The sequence below is a fragment of the Streptomyces sp. NPDC002619 genome (assembly GCF_042889305.1).
GTDB lineage: Bacteria > Actinomycetota > Actinomycetes > Streptomycetales > Streptomycetaceae > Streptomyces.
In genome coordinates this window covers 222,278-240,218 of sequence record NZ_JBIAQV010000001.1, presented here as the reverse complement: position 1 = coordinate 240,218, position 17,941 = coordinate 222,278, and the positions used below count along the sequence as shown (strand labels likewise).

Annotated in this window: 16 protein-coding genes and 1 tRNA gene; 3 read left to right on the top strand and 14 right to left on the bottom strand. The window is 68.6% G+C overall.

Translation table 11 applies throughout. The annotated features are described in order from the left end of the window. Positions 1-4 precede the first annotated feature (4 nt). From rpoB to ACFYXB_RS01230, 10 genes are all read right to left on the bottom strand, one after another. Positions 5-3,490, bottom strand: coding sequence for a DNA-directed RNA polymerase subunit beta (gene rpoB, locus ACFYXB_RS01275; protein ID WP_351360658.1), 3,486 nt, complete (start codon positions 3,488-3,490; stop codon positions 5-7). 609 nt (positions 3,491-4,099) lie between these two features. Beyond that, positions 4,100-4,483 carry a 50S ribosomal protein L7/L12 gene (rplL, locus tag ACFYXB_RS01270; RefSeq protein WP_389576644.1) on the bottom strand — a complete coding sequence of 128 codons (384 nt, stop codon included), beginning with the start codon at positions 4,481-4,483 and terminating at the stop codon, positions 4,100-4,102. Between the two features lie 111 nt (positions 4,484-4,594). Further along, positions 4,595-5,125 carry a 50S ribosomal protein L10 gene (gene rplJ / locus ACFYXB_RS01265; protein WP_266521127.1) on the bottom strand — a complete coding sequence of 177 codons (531 nt, stop codon included), beginning with the start codon at positions 5,123-5,125 and terminating at the stop codon, positions 4,595-4,597. Between the two features lie 286 nt (positions 5,126-5,411). Beyond that, positions 5,412-6,272: an LppX_LprAFG lipoprotein gene (locus ACFYXB_RS01260; protein WP_389576642.1), complete on the bottom strand. Its 861-nt coding sequence runs from the start codon at positions 6,270-6,272 to the stop codon at positions 5,412-5,414. Between the two features lie 93 nt (positions 6,273-6,365). Then, positions 6,366-7,286, bottom strand: coding sequence for a hypothetical protein (locus ACFYXB_RS01255; protein ID WP_389576640.1), 921 nt, complete (start codon positions 7,284-7,286; stop codon positions 6,366-6,368). Between the two features lie 164 nt (positions 7,287-7,450). Next, the gene (rplA, locus tag ACFYXB_RS01250; RefSeq protein ID WP_351360672.1) at positions 7,451-8,176 is read right to left on the bottom strand and encodes a 50S ribosomal protein L1; all 726 of its coding nucleotides are present in this window, start codon (positions 8,174-8,176) and stop codon (positions 7,451-7,453) included. An 83-nt stretch (positions 8,177-8,259) separates the two neighbouring features. After that, entirely contained in the window at positions 8,260-8,694 is a 435-nt protein-coding gene (gene rplK, locus ACFYXB_RS01245; protein WP_003998857.1) for a 50S ribosomal protein L11, read from the bottom strand. Between the two features lie 186 nt (positions 8,695-8,880). Further along, positions 8,881-9,711, bottom strand: coding sequence for a transcription termination/antitermination protein NusG (gene nusG / locus ACFYXB_RS01240; protein WP_389577415.1), 831 nt, complete (start codon positions 9,709-9,711; stop codon positions 8,881-8,883). An 89-nt stretch (positions 9,712-9,800) separates the two neighbouring features. Next, complete coding sequence (secE, locus tag ACFYXB_RS01235) at positions 9,801-10,085, bottom strand: preprotein translocase subunit SecE (RefSeq protein WP_389576638.1); 285 nt, start codon at positions 10,083-10,085, stop codon at positions 9,801-9,803. A gap of 105 nt (positions 10,086-10,190) precedes the next feature. Continuing rightward, a tRNA-Trp gene (locus tag ACFYXB_RS01230) sits at positions 10,191-10,263 on the bottom strand. A gap of 257 nt (positions 10,264-10,520) precedes the next feature. Between ACFYXB_RS01230 and ACFYXB_RS01225 the strand changes: the two genes are divergently transcribed. Then, positions 10,521-11,747, top strand: a complete 1,227-nt coding sequence (locus tag ACFYXB_RS01225) for a pyridoxal phosphate-dependent aminotransferase (protein ID WP_389576636.1) — start codon at positions 10,521-10,523, stop codon at positions 11,745-11,747. A gap of 123 nt (positions 11,748-11,870) precedes the next feature. Next, a complete protein-coding gene (locus tag ACFYXB_RS01220; protein WP_351360681.1) occupies positions 11,871-12,911 on the top strand; it encodes an adenosine deaminase in 1,041 nt (346 codons plus the stop codon). Here the strand turns inward: ACFYXB_RS01220 and ACFYXB_RS01215 are convergent. Together ACFYXB_RS01215 and ACFYXB_RS01210 are read right to left on the bottom strand one after the other, a co-directional pair. Next, positions 12,829-13,551, bottom strand: coding sequence for a hypothetical protein (locus ACFYXB_RS01215; RefSeq protein ID WP_389576634.1), 723 nt, complete (start codon positions 13,549-13,551; stop codon positions 12,829-12,831). The genes ACFYXB_RS01220 and ACFYXB_RS01215 overlap by 83 nt on opposite strands. Before the next feature lie 18 nt (positions 13,552-13,569). Next, entirely contained in the window at positions 13,570-14,193 is a 624-nt protein-coding gene (locus tag ACFYXB_RS01210; RefSeq protein WP_351368620.1) for a helix-turn-helix domain-containing protein, read from the bottom strand. A gap of 154 nt (positions 14,194-14,347) precedes the next feature. Between ACFYXB_RS01210 and ACFYXB_RS01205 the strand changes: the two genes are divergently transcribed. Then, complete coding sequence (locus ACFYXB_RS01205) at positions 14,348-14,980, top strand: NAD(P)-dependent oxidoreductase (protein ID WP_389576632.1); 633 nt, start codon at positions 14,348-14,350, stop codon at positions 14,978-14,980. A gap of 238 nt (positions 14,981-15,218) precedes the next feature. Here the strand turns inward: ACFYXB_RS01205 and ACFYXB_RS01200 are convergent, their stop codons facing one another. Next, entirely contained in the window at positions 15,219-16,274 is a 1,056-nt protein-coding gene (locus ACFYXB_RS01200; protein WP_389576630.1) for a UDP-N-acetylmuramate dehydrogenase, read from the bottom strand. Between the two features lie 172 nt (positions 16,275-16,446). After that, complete coding sequence (locus tag ACFYXB_RS01195) at positions 16,447-17,895, bottom strand: DHA2 family efflux MFS transporter permease subunit (protein ID WP_389576628.1); 1,449 nt, start codon at positions 17,893-17,895, stop codon at positions 16,447-16,449. Between the last annotated feature and the right edge of the window lie 46 nt (positions 17,896-17,941).

The window sequence follows — 17,941 nt, the reverse complement described above, 5'->3', positions numbered from 1 at the left end:
CCCGTCAGACCTCTTCGACGCTGCTCGGCTCGCGCCGGGACAGGTCGATGCCGAGCTCCTCCGCTGCGCGGAAGACGTCCTCGTCGGTGTCACGCATCTCGATGGACATACCGTCGCTGGACAGCACCTCCACATTCAGGCAGAGCGACTGCATCTCCTTGATGAGGACCTTGAAGGACTCGGGGATGCCGGGCTCGGGGATGTTCTCGCCCTTGACGATGGCCTCGTAGACCTTCACGCGGCCGGTGACGTCGTCGGACTTGATGGTCAGCAGCTCCTGGAGCGCGTATGCGGCGCCGTAGGCCTCGAGGGCCCACACCTCCATCTCGCCGAAGCGCTGACCACCGAACTGCGCCTTACCACCCAGCGGCTGCTGGGTGATCATCGAGTACGGACCGGTCGAACGGGCGTGCAGCTTGTCGTCGACCAGGTGGTGCAGCTTCAGGATGTACATGTAGCCGACCGAGATCGGCTCCGGGAACGGCTCGCCGGAGCGGCCGTCGAACAGCGGCGCCTTACCGGTCGGGAGCACCATGCGCTCGCCGTCGCGGTTCGGGATCGTGTGCTGCAGCAGACCCGCGAGCTCGTCCTCACGCGCACCGTCGAAGACGGGGGTGGCGACGTTGGTGCCCGGGGCGACCTGGTCGGCCTCGATGGCCTGCAGGCGCTGGGCCCACTCTTCGCCGAGGCCGGAGACGTCCCAGCCGCGGCTGGCGAGCCAGCCGAGGTGGATCTCCAGGACCTGTCCCGGGTTCATTCGGGACGGGACACCCAGCGGGTTGAGGATGATGTCGACCGGGGTCCCGTCCTCGAGGAACGGCATGTCCTCGATGGGCAGGATCTTGGAGATGACACCCTTGTTGCCGTGACGGCCGGCGAGCTTGTCACCGTCGGTGATCTTGCGCTTCTGCGCGACGTAGACGCGCACCAGCTGGTTCACACCGGGGGGAAGCTCGTCGCCCTCCTCGCGGTCGAAGACGCGGACGCCGATGACCTTGCCGGTCTCGCCGTGCGGCACCTTCAGCGAGGTGTCACGGACCTCACGGGCCTTCTCACCGAAGATCGCGCGCAGCAGGCGCTCCTCGGGGGTCAGCTCGGTCTCACCCTTGGGGGTCACCTTGCCCACGAGGATGTCACCGGCGATGACCTCGGCACCGATGCGGATGATGCCGCGCTCGTCGAGGTCGGCGAGGACCTCCTCGGAGACGTTCGGGATGTCCCGGGTGATCTCCTCGGGGCCGAGCTTGGTGTCACGGGCGTCGACCTCGTGCTCCTCGATGTGGATCGAGGAGAGGACGTCGTCCTGCACGAGGCGCTGCGACAGGATGATCGCGTCCTCGTAGTTGTGACCCTCCCACGGCATGAACGCCACGAGCAGGTTCTTGCCCAGCGCCATCTCGCCGTTCTGGGTGGCCGGGCCGTCGGCCAGGACCTGGCCCACGATGATCCGGTCGCCCTCGTTGACGATGACCTTCTGGTTGACCGAGGTGCCCTGGTTGGACCGGGAGAACTTGGCCAGGCGGTACGTGATGTACGTGCCGTCGTCGTTGGCAGTGGTGATGTAGTCCGCGGAGACCTCCTGGACCACACCGTCCTTCTCGGCCTTGACCACGTCGCCGGCGTCGACCGCGGAGCGGTACTCCATGCCGGTGCCGACGAGCGGGGACTCGGACTTGATGAGCGGAACGGCCTGACGCATCATGTTCGCGCCCATGAGGGCACGGTTGGCGTCGTCGTGCTCGAGGAACGGGATCATGGCGGTCGCGACCGACACCATCTGGCGCGGCGAGACGTCCATGTAGTCCACGTCTTCGGGGCTGACGTAGTCGACCTCGCCGCCACGGCGGCGGACGAGGACACGGGCCTCGGCGAAGCTCATGTCGTCGTTGAGCGTGGCGTTGGCCTGCGCGATGACGAACCGGTCCTCCTCGTCGGCCGTCAGGTAGTCCACCTCGTCGGTGACCTGGCCCGAGACGACCTTGCGGTACGGCGTCTCGACGAAACCGAACGCGTTGACGCGGCCGTAGGAGGCGAGCGAGCCGATCAGACCGATGTTCGGGCCTTCGGGCGTCTCGATCGGGCACATGCGGCCGTAGTGCGAGGGGTGCACGTCACGGACCTCGAAGCCGGCCCGCTCACGGGAGAGACCACCCGGGCCGAGCGCGGACAGACGACGCTTGTGCGTCAGCCCGGACAGCGGGTTGTTCTGGTCCATGAACTGGGACAGCTGGCTGGTGCCGAAGAACTCCTTGATGGAGGCGACGACCGGCCGGATGTTGATCAGGGTCTGCGGCGTGATCGCCTCGACGTCCTGCGTGGTCATGCGCTCGCGCACGACGCGCTCCATACGCGCCAGACCCGTACGGACCTGGTTCTGGATGAGCTCGCCGACGCTGCGCAGGCGGCGGTTGCCGAAGTGGTCGATGTCGTCGGTCTCGACGACGATCGTCTGGCCGGAGTCACCGACCGTCTCGGTCTCGCCCGCGTGCAGCTTGACCAGGTACTTGATCGTCGAGATGACGTCCTCGACGGTCAGGATGCCCGCGTCGAGCGGGGCGTCCGCACCCAGCTTCTTGTTGACCTTGTAGCGACCGACCTTGGCGAGGTCGTAACGCTTCGGGTTGAAATACAGGTTCTCGAGCAGCGTCTGCGCGGCCTCACGCGTGGGGGGCTCGCCCGGGCGCAGCTTGCGGTAGATGTCGAGCAGCGCGTCGTCCTGGCCCTGGGTGTGGTCCTTCTCCAGGGTGGCGCGCATCGACTCGTACTCGCCGAACTCCTCGAGGATCTGCTCGGTCGTCCAGCCGAGCGCCTTCAGGAGGACGGTGACGGACTGCTTGCGCTTGCGGTCGATGCGGACACCGACCATGTCGCGCTTGTCGATCTCCATCTCCAGCCAGGCACCCCGGGACGGGATGATCTTGGCGGAGAAGATGTCCTTGTCGGACGTCTTGTCGATGCTGGAGTCGAAGTAGACACCGGGCGAGCGGACCAGCTGCGAGACAACGACACGCTCGGTGCCGTTGATGACGAAGGTGCCCTTGTTCGTCATGAGCGGGAAGTCGCCCATGAAGACGGTCTGGGACTTGATCTCGCCGGTCTCGTTGTTGGTGAACTCGGCCGTGACGAAGAGCGGGGCGGCGTACGTGAAGTCGCGCTCCTTGCACTCGTCGATGGAGTTCTTCGGCGGCTCGAAGCGGTGGTCACGGAAAGTCAGCGACATCGACCCGGAGAAGTCCTCGATCGGGGAGATCTCCTCGAAGATCTCCTCGAGACCGGACTTGGTGGGGACATCCTGACCGGACTCCAGAGCCTCCTCGACGCGAGCCTTCCACACGTCGTTGCCGAGCAGCCAGTCGAAGCTCTCGGTTTGCAGCGCGAGAAGGTTCGGAACCTCGAGGGGCTCCTTGATCTTTGCAAAGGAAATGCGCAGCGGGGCAGTGCTGGCGCCGTTGTTCGTATTCGCGGTCGAGGCGTTGCGCGAGGCGGCCAAGAGGGGGTCCTTCCGAGGGCTCGGACTCACTACGCGCGTGCCGGCCCCTCTCCCATGCACGGAGACAGGCCGTTCCCGAATTGGCTAAAGAGCCAGGTCAGGGACGATCCGGTCATCGGTGCTCAAGCGAGGGCATGCCCCTGGTGACGGGCAGGGGACAGCTAACAGGCAGCGCAAAGGGTCAGTGTAGCCACTTGGCACACTGATGTCCAGTGCGGGTTTTTCAAGACCCTCGTTCTTGTCAATACCCTCGGCATGCCTGCCCTCAACGCACGGTGATACTGCCCTCTTCGTCGTCGATCCATGCCTCGGATTCGGATCGTTGTGACGACGCCCTGAGAATTGCGCGCTGCGTGCGGTTCGTCAAGGCCCCCCTTGCCCAAAACCGGGTGCTGCGCTCGTCACTTGCAGCCTGCCACCAGGGGCGCTCGAGGGTACGACGAAGATCACCATACCCCTCGCGACCAAGGGTGCAAGGCAGCCGCCACGAGGCCCCCGGAAACGCCGAAGAGCGACCACCCGGATGGATGATCGCTCTTCGGTGCGTTCGCGTTACAGCCCTACCGGGGCATGTTCAGCGCGCGGGAGTCACGTGGACTCCGAAGGGTCTTACTTGACCTCGACGGAGGCGCCGGCGCCCTTGAGGGACTCGGCGGCCTTCTCGGCGGCGTCCTTGGCGACCTTCTCGAGGACCGGCTTCGGAGCGCCGTCCACGAGGTCCTTGGCCTCCTTCAGGCCCAGGGAGGTCAGCTCACGCACGACCTTGATGACCTGGATCTTCTTCTCGCCGGCACCCGTGAGGATGACGTCGAACTCGTCCTGCTCCTCAGCGGCCTCGGCAACGGCGGCCGGACCGGCCGGGCCGGCGACGGCCACCGCGGCGGCGGCGGTGACGTCGAACTTGTCCTCGAACGCCTTCACGAACTCGGAGAGCTCGATGAGGGTCATCTCCTCGAACTGCGCGAGCAGGTCTTCCTGGCTGAGCTTCGCCATGACGGGCGATCCTTCCACTAATTCGGCTGGTGCCGGATGTACATGTCTGGCGGGCGTACGGTCGGCCCGCTGCGACCGTCGCCTCAGGCGGCGGTCAATGCGCGAGCCGAGTTACTCGGCACCGCCCTGCTCGTCCTGCTTGGCGCGAAGAGCGTCCACGGTGCGGACGAGCTTCGACGGGAGCGCCTGGAAGACCTGAGCAGCCTGAGTCTGCTTGCCCTTGAAGGCACCCGCCAGCTTGGCGAGCAGAACCTCGCGGGACTCGAGGTCCGCAAGCTTCTTGATCTCGTCGGCGGACAGCGCCTTGCCGTCAAGGACACCGCCCTTGATGACGAGGTTCGGGTTGTCCTTGGCGAAGTCACGAAGACCCTTCGCCGACTCCACCGGGTCACCGGTGACGAAGGCGACCGCCGTCGGACCGTTGAACAGGTCGTCGAGCGTCGTGATCCCGGCCTCGTTGGCCGCAATCTTGGTCAGCGTGTTCTTCACCACGGCGTACTGGGCGTTCTCACCGAGCGAACGGCGCAGCGTCTTGAGCTGGGCCACGGTGAGACCCCGGTACTCGGTCAGCACAGCGGCGTTCGAGCTGCGGAACTGCTCCGTCAGCTCGGCTACCGCGGCAGCCTTGTCGGGCCTTGCCATAGAGCGTCGGCCTCCTTCCGGGTGATGGGACCGCTCGGAAGGGGCTGGGGTAAACGAAACGCCCCGGCGCAGGCGCACGGGGCGTAGCTCGACCGGGCACTCGCACGCCGTACGGCGGCGAACTCCGGGAGCACTTCCACAGTCACCTGCGCGGGTCGTCCGCGTATCAGCGGATCCTTCGGCCACCGCGCCCTCTTGCGAGTGCACGGCAACGACCAGCGGTCTTTGGCTTCTGTAGGAGAGTACGGGAACGGGGCGCGGTCGAGCAAATCCGTCCCTACGGGGCTCAGCCCTGGCTCTGGGCGTCCTTCATCATCTGGGCCAGGTCGACGGTCTGGGCGGCCGGCGGGGCCTTGACGGTGACAGGCTTGTTGTAGTCGAGGAAGGTGATGGTCATGTCGAGAGGGCCGTTGCCGGTGTCGGAGTTCATCCGGAACCGCTTGGTGTGGTCGCTGCCATCGATCCACATGTCCATCGTGAGCTTGTCGGCGCCCATCTTCTCGTACTGCTGAAGGCTCTTCTCGCGGCGCTCGCGGGTTTCCTTGTCGCCGCTCTTCATGGCCTTGCGCAGCTCGGCGAGGGTGACCGTGCCCTTGTAGTGGGTGGTCTTCACGCCGTCGACGGTCTCGGTGCCGACCTTCTTCACGTCCTTGGAGCCGGTGAGGAAGGTGGACTCGGTAGCCGGGTTCTGGTCGGCCTGGGCGGCGCCCATCGAGTCGGCGTTGAGGTCCTTCGCCGCGTCACCGAGGGCGGCGGAGCCGAGCTTCATCCAGCTCTTGCCGTCCATCTCCTTGGCTGCCTCGGCGCCGCCGTTGATGTAGAGCGCCTGGCCGACCAGGCGGATCTCCACCGGGTCGGGCGACTGGGAGGATGTCATCTTCATGCTCATCGCGAGCGGCTTCATGCTCATCGCCGCCTCGCCATTCACGCTGCCCGCGCCGGGCATCTTCCCGTCCATCCGGTACCGGAGCGACGTGATGTCCTCCGAGTTCTTCGCCGCCTTGGCGACGGCCGCCGCCGGTGTCATGGCCGGCGACTGTTCGTCGGAGCCCTTGGAACAGCCGACCGCTCCGGCGGCGAGCAGCAGGGCCGCCAGCCCGGCGCCCGTGACCTTGAGCCCGCCCGAAACTCGTACAGAAGACCTCATTGATTCCCCCCAAGGAACACATGAGCGATTCACAGTAGGACGGCGCGAGCGTATCCCACGGGTACGACAGAGGCTTCGCGATTTCCGTGGGGCTCAGGAGGTGCCGGTGCCGCCCGGCGTGGTCCCCTGCTTCTTCAGCAGCGCCTTGAAGTCCTCGGTGTCGGAGGCCGGGGGCTCCTCGACCGGGACCTTCGTGCCGTAGTCGCTGAAGTACGCGGTCTGGGTCATCGCGCCCGCCGCCATGTCCGCCTTCTCGACCTTCTTGACCAGCAGGTCCTTGTCGTTGACCCAGATGTCGACGGTCTCCGTGCTGACGCCGGCCTGACTGAGCTGCTTCTTCAGGTCGGCCAACTGGCTCGCGTCGAGGTTGCTGTTCTCGCCGGCGAGGTCGGCCACGTTCACGGTGCCGGAATAGTGCGTGGTGTGCTCGCCGGAGATCGTCTCCTCGCCGGCCTTCTTCACGTCGCCGGAGGCGAGCAGCAGCTTCACGGACTGGTTCGGTGTGGTGTTCTGCATCTGGTCCTTGAGATACGCGCCGGAGTTGCCGCCGAGGTCGGCCAGGTCGTCGTACGCGTACTTGATCCAGTGCTTGCCGCCCGCCTGCCGGGCGAACGCGTCGCCCATCCTGGCGTAGTAGGCGTCGGGCAGATAGCGCGCCTCCATGGACGTCGAGCCCGTCCGGCGCATCGTGTCGGCCATCGTGCCGCCCGTGTAGGTGATGGTGAGCGTGCCGGTGACGCCGTCGCCCCAGGTGAGGGCGCCGTCGGCCGTCATGGACATCAGTGAGCCCATGGTGGTCGTGGAGCGGACCCTGGCCGACTCGGCCTTGTCCGTGGACCTCTCGGCGGAGCGCAGGGCCGCTATGGGGCTCATGTGCGGCGTGCTCTTCCCGGCGGCCTTGTCGCCCTTGCCGGAGCCCGAGGAGGAGTCCGGGGAGCCGCAGGCGGCCACTGCGGTCAGCGCGGCGGCCACCGCGATCGAGAGGGCCATGCGGCGCACGGTCGTGCTCTTCATGTCGTCCCACCCCCATGCGAGTCCTGTGTCTGCACGCTAACGCAGAGCACCGACAGCCGTACGAAGGGTCGTACGAAGAAAGGACGGGCCCCGCACCTCGGAAGGTTGCGGGGCCCGTCCTCTTTGTCGCGTCCCTGACGCGGCTACCGGGGTGAGCGCTCGGCTCAGACGGCGGCCGGGTCCTCCTCGACGAGGAGGTTGCGGGTGCGGTTCGGGTCGAGCGGAACGCCGGGGCCGATCGTGGTGGTGATGGCGGCCTTCTTGATGTAGCGGCCCTTGGCGGCGGACGGCTTCAGACGGAGGATCTCCTCCAGCGCGGCGCCGTAGTTCTCCACCAGCTTGGTGTCGTCGAAGGACACCTTGCCGATGATGAAGTGCAGGTTCGAGTGCTTGTCGACGCGAAACTCGATCTTGCCGCCCTTGATCTCGGTGACGGCCTTGGCCACGTCGGGGGTGACGGTGCCGGTCTTCGGGTTCGGCATCAGACCACGCGGGCCGAGGACGCGGCCGAGGCGGCCGACCTTGCCCATGAGGTCCGGGGTGGCGACGACGGCGTCGAAGTCCAGACGCCCCTTCGACACCTCGTCGATCAGCTCGTCGGCGCCGACGATGTCGGCGCCCGCGGCACGCGCGGCCTCGGCACGGTCACCGGTCGCGAAGACCAGGACCCGGGCGGTCTTACCGGTGCCGTGCGGAAGGTTCACGGTGCCACGGACCATCTGGTCGGCCTTGCGCGGGTCGACACCCAGACGGAAGGCGACCTCGACGGTGCCGTCGAACTTGGACGTGGAGGTCTCCTTGGCGAGACGGACGGCCTCGAGCGGGGCGTACAGCTTCTCCCGGTCGACCTTGGCGTCCGCAGCGCGGAGAGCCTTGCTGCGCTTGCTCACAACTGCTCCTGTGTGTTCTGAAAGGAGTCGTGGTTACGGGCCGAGCAGGCCCTACCACGGTTCTTCTGCTTACGAGGTTGAGGTCAGCCCTCGACCGTGACGCCCATGGAACGCGCGGTGCCGGCGATGATCTTCGCGGCGGCGTCCAGGTCGTTGGCGTTGAGGTCGGGCAGCTTGGTCTGGGCGATCTCGCGGACCTGCGCCTCGGTGATCTTGGCGACCTTGGTCTTGTGCGGCTCGCCGGAGCCCTTCTCGATGCCCGCGGCCTTGAGGATCATCTTGGCGGCCGGCGGCGTCTTGGTGATGAAGGTGAAGGAGCGGTCCTCGTAGACCGTGATCTCCACCGGGATGACCCAACCGCGCTGCGACTCGGTCGCGGCGTTGTAGGCCTTGCAGAACTCCATGATGTTGACGCCGTGCTGACCCAGCGCGGGGCCGACCGGCGGAGCCGGGTTGGCGGCACCGGCCTGGATCTGGAGCTTGATGAGCCCCGTGACCTTCTTCTTCTTGGGAGGCATTACTCTCCGGGTCCTTTCGATTGAGGCGTGCCTGCGCCCGGGTCGCGTCCCGGATGAAGGCATACCGCACAACGATAACGGGTATGGGTGTGCGGCTAAAAACCGAGCAGGTCAGACCGGCTACGAGAGCCCGTCTGACCTGCTCGGAAGCGATGGTTCCAGAGGGAGCTGGTTCTCCGGAGGGAACTAGTTCTTCTGGATCTGGTCGAAGGACAGCTCGACCGGCGTCTCGCGGCCGAAGATCTCCACGAGGCCCTTCACCTTCTTCGAGTCTGGGTTGATCTCGTTGATGGTGGCCTGGAGCGTGGCGAACGGACCGTCGGTGACGGTGACCGAGTCGCCGACCTCGAAGTCCAGCACCTGGACCTCGACCCTGCGCTGCGGGGCGGGCTTGCCCTCGGCCTCGGCGGCCTCGCGGGCGGCCTTCTCCTCGGCCTCCGGGGCGAGCATCTTGACGATCTCGTCCAGGGTCAGCGGGTACGGGTCATAGGCGTTGCCGACGAAGCCGGTGACGCCGGGGGTGTTGCGGACGACGCCCCAGGACTCGTTCGTCAGGTCCATGCGGACCAGGACGTAACCCGGCAGCTTGTTCTGCTTGATCGTCTTGCGGTCGCCGTTCTTGATCTGGACGACCTCTTCCTGCGGCACCTCGGCCTGGAAGATGTAGTCCTCGACGTTCAGCGAGACGGCGCGCTGCTCCAGGTTGGTCTTCACACGGTTCTCGTAACCGGCGTACGTGTGGATGACGTACCACTCGCCGGGCAGCGAGCGCAGCTCCTCGCGCAGGGCCTGGACGGGGTCGACGGGCTCGGCCGGCTCTTCCTCGGCCGTCTCCTCGAGTTCCTCGTCGGTCACGACCTGAAGGGCGGCCTCCTCGGCCGGCTCCCCCGCCTCGGACTCTTCAGCATCGAGCTCGTCCTGCTCGTCCGCGCCCGCGACGATGTCGAGCTCGTCACGTACGGACTCAGCTGCGTCCTCACGAGACTCAACGGCGTCGTTCAGGTTCGGGTCAGACACGTCAGACACGATGGCTGCTTCTTCCTGGATACATAGAGGTGGAACATGCGAAAACGGGCGCCGGTACCACGGCGCCCTTCGCTCTTGGCTCAGCCGAAGACGTACTTGGCCGCGTGGTTGAGCCCATAGTCAATCACGGTCACCAGCGCGATCATGATGGCGACGAAGAAGATCACCACGGTGGTGTACGACGTCAGCTGGTTGCGGGTCGGCCAGACGACCTTGCGGAGTTCCGCGACGATCTGGCGGTAGAAGATCGCGAGGCGCTTCAGCGGGCCCTTCTTGGCGCGCTTGCCACCCTTGCGGGTCTTCTTCTTGGACTCCGGCACCTCGTCCGCGTCAGGCGTGTCGATGGAGCCCACGGCGTCCGTCATTCGTCCTCACCTGATCCCGGGTCGTGGCCGTGCCGCGCCCGGTCTGAGCCGCACGGCGGTGCAATGCTGTACGTATATGCGCACACATCCTGGCGGTGTGTGTAGCAGGGCCGGAGGGACTTGAACCCCCAACCGCTGGTTTTGGAGACCAGTGCTCTACCAATTGAGCTACGACCCTTTGTGTGTTCCCCAACGTACCGCATCCGACCGGGTGCTCGGTGTGCACCGGCTGAGACGGCGGCTGGAGGCCAACGAGGTGAGAGTGTACGTGGTCCGGGCCCCGGCGTCGAACAGAAAGAGCCCGCACAGGCTCCCCGGAGGGAAGATCGTCCTGGCCGGGGGCCGGATCCGGACGCTTGTTCACTGGCCGCCCGATGCCGTTCAGTCTGTGAAACCCGCGTGCCGGGGGCGTTTCCGGTCTGAAACGATGGCCCCATGAGCGCTGCAACCCCTCCCACCGAGCGCCGGGTCTCCGCCCGAGTCGGCGCGATCTCCGAGTCCGCCACCCTCGCCGTGGACGCCAAGGCCAAGGCCCTCAAGGCCGCCGGGCGTCCGGTGATCGGCTTCGGCGCCGGTGAGCCCGACTTCCCGACCCCGGACTACATCGTCGACGCCGCGATCGAGGCCTGCAAGAACCCGAAGTACCACCGCTACACGCCCGCCGGCGGTCTGCCGGAGCTGAAGGCCGCGATCGCTGCGAAGACGCTGCGCGACTCGGGCTACGAGGTCGACGCGTCGCAGATCCTCGTCACCAACGGCGGCAAGCAGGCCATCTACGAGGCCTTCGCCGCGATCCTCGACCCGGGCGACGAGGTCATCGTCCCGGCGCCGTACTGGACGACGTACCCGGAGTCGATCCGCCTGGCCGGCGGTGTCCCGGTGGCGGTCGTCGCCGACGAGACCACCGGCTACCGGGTGAGCGTGGAGCAGTTGGAGGCCGCGCGCACGGAGAAGACCAAGGTCGTCCTGTTCGTCTCCCCCTCCAACCCGACCGGCGCCGTCTACAGCGAGCAGGAGGCCGAGGCGATCGGCCGCTGGGCCGTCGAGCACGGGCTGTGGGTCCTGACGGACGAGATCTACGAGCACCTCGTCTACGGCGACGCGAAGTTCACCTCGCTGCCGGCGCTCCTGCCCGAGCTGCGGGACAAGTGCATCGTGGTCAACGGTGTGGCGAAGACGTACGCCATGACGGGCTGGCGCGTGGGCTGGCTCATCGCCCCGAAGGACGTGGTGAAGGCCGCGACGAACCTCCAGTCGCACGCCACGTCGAACGTGTCGAACGTCGCCCAGATCGCCGCCCTGGCCGCCGTCTCCGGCGACCTGGAGGCGGTCGCGAAGATGCGCGAGGCCTTCGACCGCCGCCGCAGGACGATCGTGCGGATGCTCAACGAGATCGACGGCGTGGTCTGCCCGGAGCCCGAGGGCGCGTTCTACGCGTACCCGTCGGTGAAGGCGCTGATCGGCAAGGAGATCCGCGGCAGGCGCCCGCAGAACTCGGTCGAGCTGGCCGCGCTGATCCTGGAGGAGGCCGAGGTCGCGGTCGTCCCGGGCGAGGCCTTCGGCACGCCCGGCTATCTGCGGCTGTCGTACGCGCTGGGTGACGAGGATCTCGTCGAGGGTGTGAGCCGGATCCAGAAGTTGCTGGCGGAGGCGCGGGACTGACGTCCGCCCTGTACAGGGGCCACCCGCGGAAATCCGTGGGTGGCCCCTGTTTCTTTGTGCGAGCAAGACCACGTACGGGGAATCCGCTTCCGGGACGGCGGCGACGTACGGCAGGATCTTCAGATGGAGCGTGTACGTGATGTCTCTGAGCTGCCGAAAGCCCATCTGCATCTGCACTTCACCGGATCGATGCGGCCCACCACCCTGCTGGAGCTGGCCGACAAATACGGTGTGCGGTTGCCCGAGGCGCTCACGGAGGCGCTGACCAGTGGGGAGCCGCCGAGACTGCGGGCCACGGACGAGCGGGGCTGGTTCCGTTTCCAGCGACTGTACGACGCGGCACGGTCCTGCATCAGAGAGCCCGAGGACATCCGGCGGCTGGTCCGGGAGGCCGCCGAGGAGGATCTGAAGGACGGCTCGGGCTGGCTGGAGATCCAGGTGGACCCGACGTCGTACGCCCCACGGCTGGGTGGGCTGATCCCGGCCCTCGAGATCATCCTGGACGCCGTCGAGACGGCCTCGCGGGACACCGGGCTCGGCATGCGGGTCCTCGTGGCCGCCAACCGTATGAAGCACCCGCTGGACGCCCGCACGCTGGCCCGGCTGGCGGTGCGGTACGCCGACCGGGGTGTGGTCGGTTTCGGGCTGTCCAACGACGAGCGCCGGGGCATGGCGCGGGACTTCGACCGGGCGTTCTCGATCGCCCGGGACGGCGGTCTGCTCGCGGCCCCGCACGGCGGCGAGCTGACGGGTCCGGCGTCGGTGCGTGACTGCCTGGACGACCTGCACGCCTCGCGGATCGGGCACGGAGTGCGCGCCGCCGAGGACCCGCGGCTGCTGAAGCGGCTGGCGGACCGCGGGGTGACGTGCGAGGTGTGCCCGGCGTCGAACGTGGCGCTGGGCGTGTACGAGAAGCCCGAGGACGTGCCGCTGCGGACCCTGTTCGACGCGGGTGTCCCGATGGCCCTGGGCGCCGACGACCCGCTGCTGTTCGGCTCCCGGCTGGCCGCGCAGTACGAACTCGCGCGCCGCCACCACGAGTTCAAGGACGCGGAGCTGGCCGAGCTGGCCCGGCAGTCGGTCAGGGGCTCCGCGGCGCCGGAGGACGTGCGGGCGAAGCTGCTGGCGGGCATCGACGACTGGCTGACTCGCCCGGTCGCCTGAAGTGCCCGTAGGGCGGATACGGCTTGAAGCAGACGTCGACCTCGGCGGGGTGCCCGCCGCCGGGCTCGTCGGTCAGCGGAAGGTTCGTCATGTACGCCAGGTGTCCCTCGGCGACGCGCTTCTGGCGCGGCCCCCAGCCCGCCGCGTGAGCGAAGGACATCGCGCTCTCGGCGAAGACGTCCCGGCTGCCGAAGAGGAAGAGGGTGCGGGCGTGCGTCATGTGCCGAAGCTCGTCGCAGGGGCCTGGGCGCTGCCGCCAGGCTCCCGCGTCCCGCGCGGTGCGGGCCTCGTCGGTGCGGACGGTGAGCGGGGTGCCGGGGCCGAGCGTGCGGCGCAGGGCGGGCCATCTGCTGGGGCGCAGGCCGTGGGAGTGATGGGCCAGGACGAGGTCCACCAGCTCGCCGGTGCCCTCGTCCGGTGGGACGCCGTCGCGCAGGGGCACGTGGACGATCGTGTGCCGCGAGTAGGCGGCGAAGGAGAACAGGCCCGCGAGCCGGCTGAGCCCGTCGTGGTCGCCGAGGAGCAGGCCGACGGGGTCCGGGGCGCGCAGTGAGGTGTGGCGCAGCGGCTGCCACGGTTGGACGACGCGGTGCCGGTGGGGGCCCGTGTTCGGCCTGAACTCGCGCAGTCTCAGCCGCATGCGGGATGCCTCATGTGCTCAGGGTCGCGATGCGGTGGGGTCCTCTGCAACGGAGATTCCGCCCAGCAGGGTCCGGGCGAGGCGGCGGGCGAAGTCGTCCACCGGGGGGCGGCGGCCGGTGTCGGAGGCGTCGTAGGCGAACGCCCGCTGAGCGCAGGCGCCGAGCAGGAGGGACGCGGCGGCGAAGGTGTCGGCGTCAGGGCGGACGCGCCCGGCTTTCTGCTCGGCGCGGAGGTAGGCGTCGAGACCCTTGATCGGCATGTGCGGGCCCGAGCCCATCTGCCTCAGCGCGTCGTCGTGCCGCCGCTTCAGCTGTGTCTCGGCGTACAGGGAGGCCGCGATCGGGAAGCTCTGCTCGTAGAACAGGGCCGCCTGGCGGGCGATCTCGGTGAGGTTGTCCTCCAGGGTGCCCTGTCCGGGTTCGGCCGCGAGGCTGGTGAGCAGGGGCGTCAGGCGGGGCAGCCGCTCGGCGAGCACCCGGACGAACAACTCCTCCTTGCTCGGGAAGTACTTGTAGAGCGCTGCTTCGGAGCAGTCGGCCGCCTTGGCGATCTCCTTGGTCGTTGCGCGGGCGAGGCCGACGGTGAGCATCAGCTCGTGGGCGGCGTCGAGGATGCGGACGCGAGCCGGTTTCTGCTCCATGGCGCCCAAGGATTTCATGGCGTCTCCGACGGGGCTTGACGGGTGGGTGAGTACTTACCCACCCTAGGAGAGGAAGCGGTGAGTGAACACTCACCCACCACCGCACTCTTGTCTCGGGGAGCGCGGGGGTACGGGAGTACGGGAGGAGTACGCCATGAATCTCACCGTTTTCGGCGCGACCGGCGGTATCGGTCAGGAGATCGTCCGGCAGGGACTGGCCGGGGGCCACAAGGTCACGGCCGTCGTCCGCGATCCGGCACGGCTGACCGTGACCGGCGCGGGTCTGGAGGTCTTCCGGGCCGACCTCACCGACCCGGCGGCGATCCGCCCCGCAGTCGCGGGCCGGGACGCGGTCCTGTCCGGGCTGGGCGCGCGCAGCCGCAAGGACGCCGGGGTCGCGGCCCGGCTGACGCGTGCGGTCCTGGAGGCCATGCGGGCGGAGGGGGTACTGCGGCTCCTGGTGGTCAGCGCCGGTCCGGTCGGCCCCGAGCGGACGGACGACGGTTTCCTCGACCGCACCGCGCGGGCCGTCGTCTCCGCGATGCTCAAGGACGTCTACGCGGACCTGCGGGAGATGGAGGCCGAGCTGGCGCGCAGCGGCACGGACTGGACGTCCGTACGGCCTCCGCGGTTGCAGGACAAGCCCGTCACCGGCGCGTACCGCATGGTCGTCGGGGGTTTCCCGCCCAAGGGCCGCTTCATCGCGCGCGCGGATGTGGCGCACGCGATGCTGGCGATGGTCGACGATCCGGAGACGGTCGGGCAGGGCGTGGGGGTCGCGTACTAGTCCGCGCGGGCGTTCGGGGTTCCCCTTGGCTCGGCGCTGCTAGGGCCTGTTGCGAAAGTCCCGCCTGCCCGGCGACGCCATGCACGCTCCCCCACTGCCTGAAGGGCGTGGGAGGTGCCCCCACTCGCCGCACCGGGCGCAGACCCAAGTACGTCCAGTACGAGGGCCTGCACCCGGCACGCCGCACCTGACGCCGCCCGGCCCGCCCTTCGGACGGACGACGGGATCGCAACAGGCCCTAGAGGCTGACGCCGACCGTCACGGGCTCGTTGACCAGTGTGATGCCGAAGGCCGCGCGGACCCCGGCGACGACCTCACGGGCCAGCGCGAGCAGGTCCTCGGTGGTGGCCCGGCCCCGGTTGGTGAGGGCAAGGGTGTGCTTGGTGGAGATGCGGGCGGGACCGGTGCCGTACCCCTTGGTGAAGCCCGCCTTGTCGATCAGCCAGGCCGCGGAGGTCTTGGTGTGGCCGTCGCCGGCGGGGTAGGCGGGCGGTTCCACGTCGTCGCCCAGGCGCTCCTTCACGCGCGCGTGGAAGGCGGCGAACTCGTCGTGCGTGAGGATCGGGTTGGTGAAGAAGGACCCGGCCGACCAGGTGTCGTGGTCCTCGGCGTCCAGCACCATGCCCTTCCCGGCACGCAGCTTGAGGACGGTCTCGCGCGCGGCGGCGAGCGGCACCCGGTCACCGGGCTCGACCCCGAGCGCGCGGGCGGCCTCGGCGTACTTGACCGGCGCCGACAGGCCGTCCGCGTCCTCCAGCTCGAAGCGGATGCGCAGCACGACATAGCGCTGGGGATCGGCCTTGAAACGGCTGTGCCGGTACGAGAACGCGCACTCGGCGTTCGTGAGCGTGACGGTGTCGCGCGCGGTGCGGTCGTAGGCGACGACCTCGGTGATGGTGGCGGAGACCTCCTGGCCGTAGGCCCCGACGTTCTGGATCGGCGTCGCGCCCGCGGATCCCGGGATTCCGGCGAGGCACTCGATGCCTGCGAGCCCGGCCTCCACGGCACGGGCGACGGCGTCGGTCCACACCTCGCCGGCGGCCAGCTCGAGCCGCGTGCCGTCGAGCTCGAACTCGCGGGTGGCGATGCGCAGGGCGGTGCCGTCGAAGCCCTTGTCGCCGATGACCAGGTTCGATCCGCCGCCGATGAGCAACAGCGGCGTACCGCTGTCGTCGGCCTCACGGACGGCGTCGATCACCTCGGCGTCGGTGACGGCCGTGACCAGCCGGGTCGCGGGACCGCCCAGCCGGAAAGTGGTCAGCGGGGCGAGGGGGGCATCGTGGAGTTCCTGCACGGGCCCAAGACTACGAGACGCCGCTGACAGCGCGGCCGGGACGGCACGCGTCTGGGTCCGTACGGCCGCGGCGGAGGCAGCGGCTTGCGGGGCCACGCGCGCGTACGGCCCCGCCTTCCGGACGGGGCCGTACGCGCGCGTGCCACAGCGAATCGGCGATGTCCGGTCCTGCTCAATGGGCGGCGGTCTCCAGGACCGGCTCCTGTTCGGCCGACGTCACCAGCCGGGCGGCACGGCGCCGGTTCGGGATCGCCAGGGCCGCGAGCGCGCCGAGGGCGACCACCGAGGCGCCGGTCACCAAGGCGGGCCGCAGGCCGTCGACGAAGGACTGGGCGGACTCGTAACCGCCCTGCGCCGAGAAGATCGACGACATGATCGCGATGCCGAGCGCACCACCCACCTCGCGCAGCGCGTTGTTCGCGCCGGAGGCGATGCCCTGCTCCCGCGGCCGGACGCTGGACATGACCAGGTTGGCGGCCGGAGCGAAGTACAGCGCCATCCCGACACCGCTGATGATCAGGCCGGGCAGCTGCGCGGCGTAGGAGACGTCGGCGGTGACCACGGAGGCGAGGTAGCCGAGTCCGGCGGCCTGGAGGAACAGCCCGGCAGCGACGACCGGGCGGCCGCCGATGCGGTCGGAGAGGATGCCGGCGATCGGCGCGACGAGCATCGGCATGCCGGTCCACGGCAGCATCCTGAGGCCGGCCTCTGTGGGCGAGTAGCCGAGCACGCCCTGCATGTACTGGCTGAGCAGGAAGATCGAGCCGAACATGCCGAGGAACATCAGCAGGCTGGCCACGTTGATCCCGGAGAAGGCGGGGGAGCGGAAGAGCCGCATGGGGAGCATGGGGTTCTTCGCGCGGGTGCTGTAGAGGACGAACCCGACGAGCAGGGACCCGCCCGCGAACAGCCCGGTCAGGACGAGGGAGCCGGTCCAGCCGTCGGCGGGCCCGCGCACCAGGCCGTACACGATCCCGAAGAGGCCACCGCTGGCGAGCAGGGTTCCGGGTACGTCGAGCGGGGCGCCGGTGCCGTACGACTCGGCGAGCCGGAGGCGGGCCAGCGGCAGCACGGCCAGGCCGAGCGGAACGTTCAGCCAGAAGATCCAGTGCCAGGAGACGTGCTCGGTGAGGCTGCCGCCGATGAGCGGCCCGGAGGCGACCGCGAGTCCGTTGACCGCGCCCCAGATGCCGTACGCCATCCCGCGCTTGGCGGCGGGCACGGCCGCCGTCAGCAGGGTGAGCGTCAGCGGCATCATTACCGCCGCGCCGACGCCCTGGACCGCGCGGGCGGCGATCAGGGAGCCGATGCCGGGTGCCATGGCCGCGGCGGCGGAGGCTCCGGTGAAGACGGTGAGACCGGCGAGGAAGAGCCGGCGGCGGCCGAAGCGATCACCGAGCGCGGCGCCGAACATCAGCAGGACGGCGAAGGTGAGCGTGTAGGCGCTCACGGTCCATTCCAGGTCGTCCAGCGCTCCGCCGAGGTCCTTGCGGATGGACGGCAGGGCGGTGGTGACGACGAGGTTGTCGAGGGCCGCCATGAATCCGGCGACGCTGGTGATGACGAGGGCCCAGACGGCTCCCCCGCGGCGTTCGGTGGTCTGTGCGGTTTCCTGTGCCATCGCTCCCCCAGAGCGTGATTCGCGATCAACGATTAGTTATTGATTA

Excerpts from the sequence above, each read along its gene's own strand:
- rplL (WP_389576644.1), bottom strand. The coding sequence starts at position 4,483 with ATGGCGAAGCTCAGCCAGGAAGACCTGCTCGCGCAGTTCGAGGAGATG.
- rplJ (WP_266521127.1), bottom strand. The coding sequence starts at position 5,125 with ATGGCAAGGCCCGACAAGGCTGCCGCGGTAGCCGAGCTGACGGAGCAG.
- ACFYXB_RS01260 (WP_389576642.1), bottom strand. The coding sequence starts at position 6,272 with ATGAGGTCTTCTGTACGAGTTTCGGGCGGGCTCAAGGTCACGGGCGCC.
- ACFYXB_RS01255 (WP_389576640.1), bottom strand. The coding sequence starts at position 7,286 with ATGAAGAGCACGACCGTGCGCCGCATGGCCCTCTCGATCGCGGTGGCC.
- rplK (WP_003998857.1), bottom strand. The coding sequence starts at position 8,694 with ATGCCTCCCAAGAAGAAGAAGGTCACGGGGCTCATCAAGCTCCAGATC.
- secE (WP_389576638.1), bottom strand. The coding sequence starts at position 10,085 with ATGACGGACGCCGTGGGCTCCATCGACACGCCTGACGCGGACGAGGTG.
- ACFYXB_RS01225 (WP_389576636.1), top strand. The coding sequence starts at position 10,521 with ATGAGCGCTGCAACCCCTCCCACCGAGCGCCGGGTCTCCGCCCGAGTC.
- ACFYXB_RS01220 (WP_351360681.1), top strand. The coding sequence starts at position 11,871 with ATGGAGCGTGTACGTGATGTCTCTGAGCTGCCGAAAGCCCATCTGCAT.
- ACFYXB_RS01215 (WP_389576634.1), bottom strand. The coding sequence starts at position 13,551 with ATGCGGCTGAGACTGCGCGAGTTCAGGCCGAACACGGGCCCCCACCGG.
- ACFYXB_RS01210 (WP_351368620.1), bottom strand. The coding sequence starts at position 14,193 with ATGGAGCAGAAACCGGCTCGCGTCCGCATCCTCGACGCCGCCCACGAG.
- ACFYXB_RS01205 (WP_389576632.1), top strand. The coding sequence starts at position 14,348 with ATGAATCTCACCGTTTTCGGCGCGACCGGCGGTATCGGTCAGGAGATC.
- ACFYXB_RS01195 (WP_389576628.1), bottom strand. The coding sequence starts at position 17,895 with ATGGCACAGGAAACCGCACAGACCACCGAACGCCGCGGGGGAGCCGTC.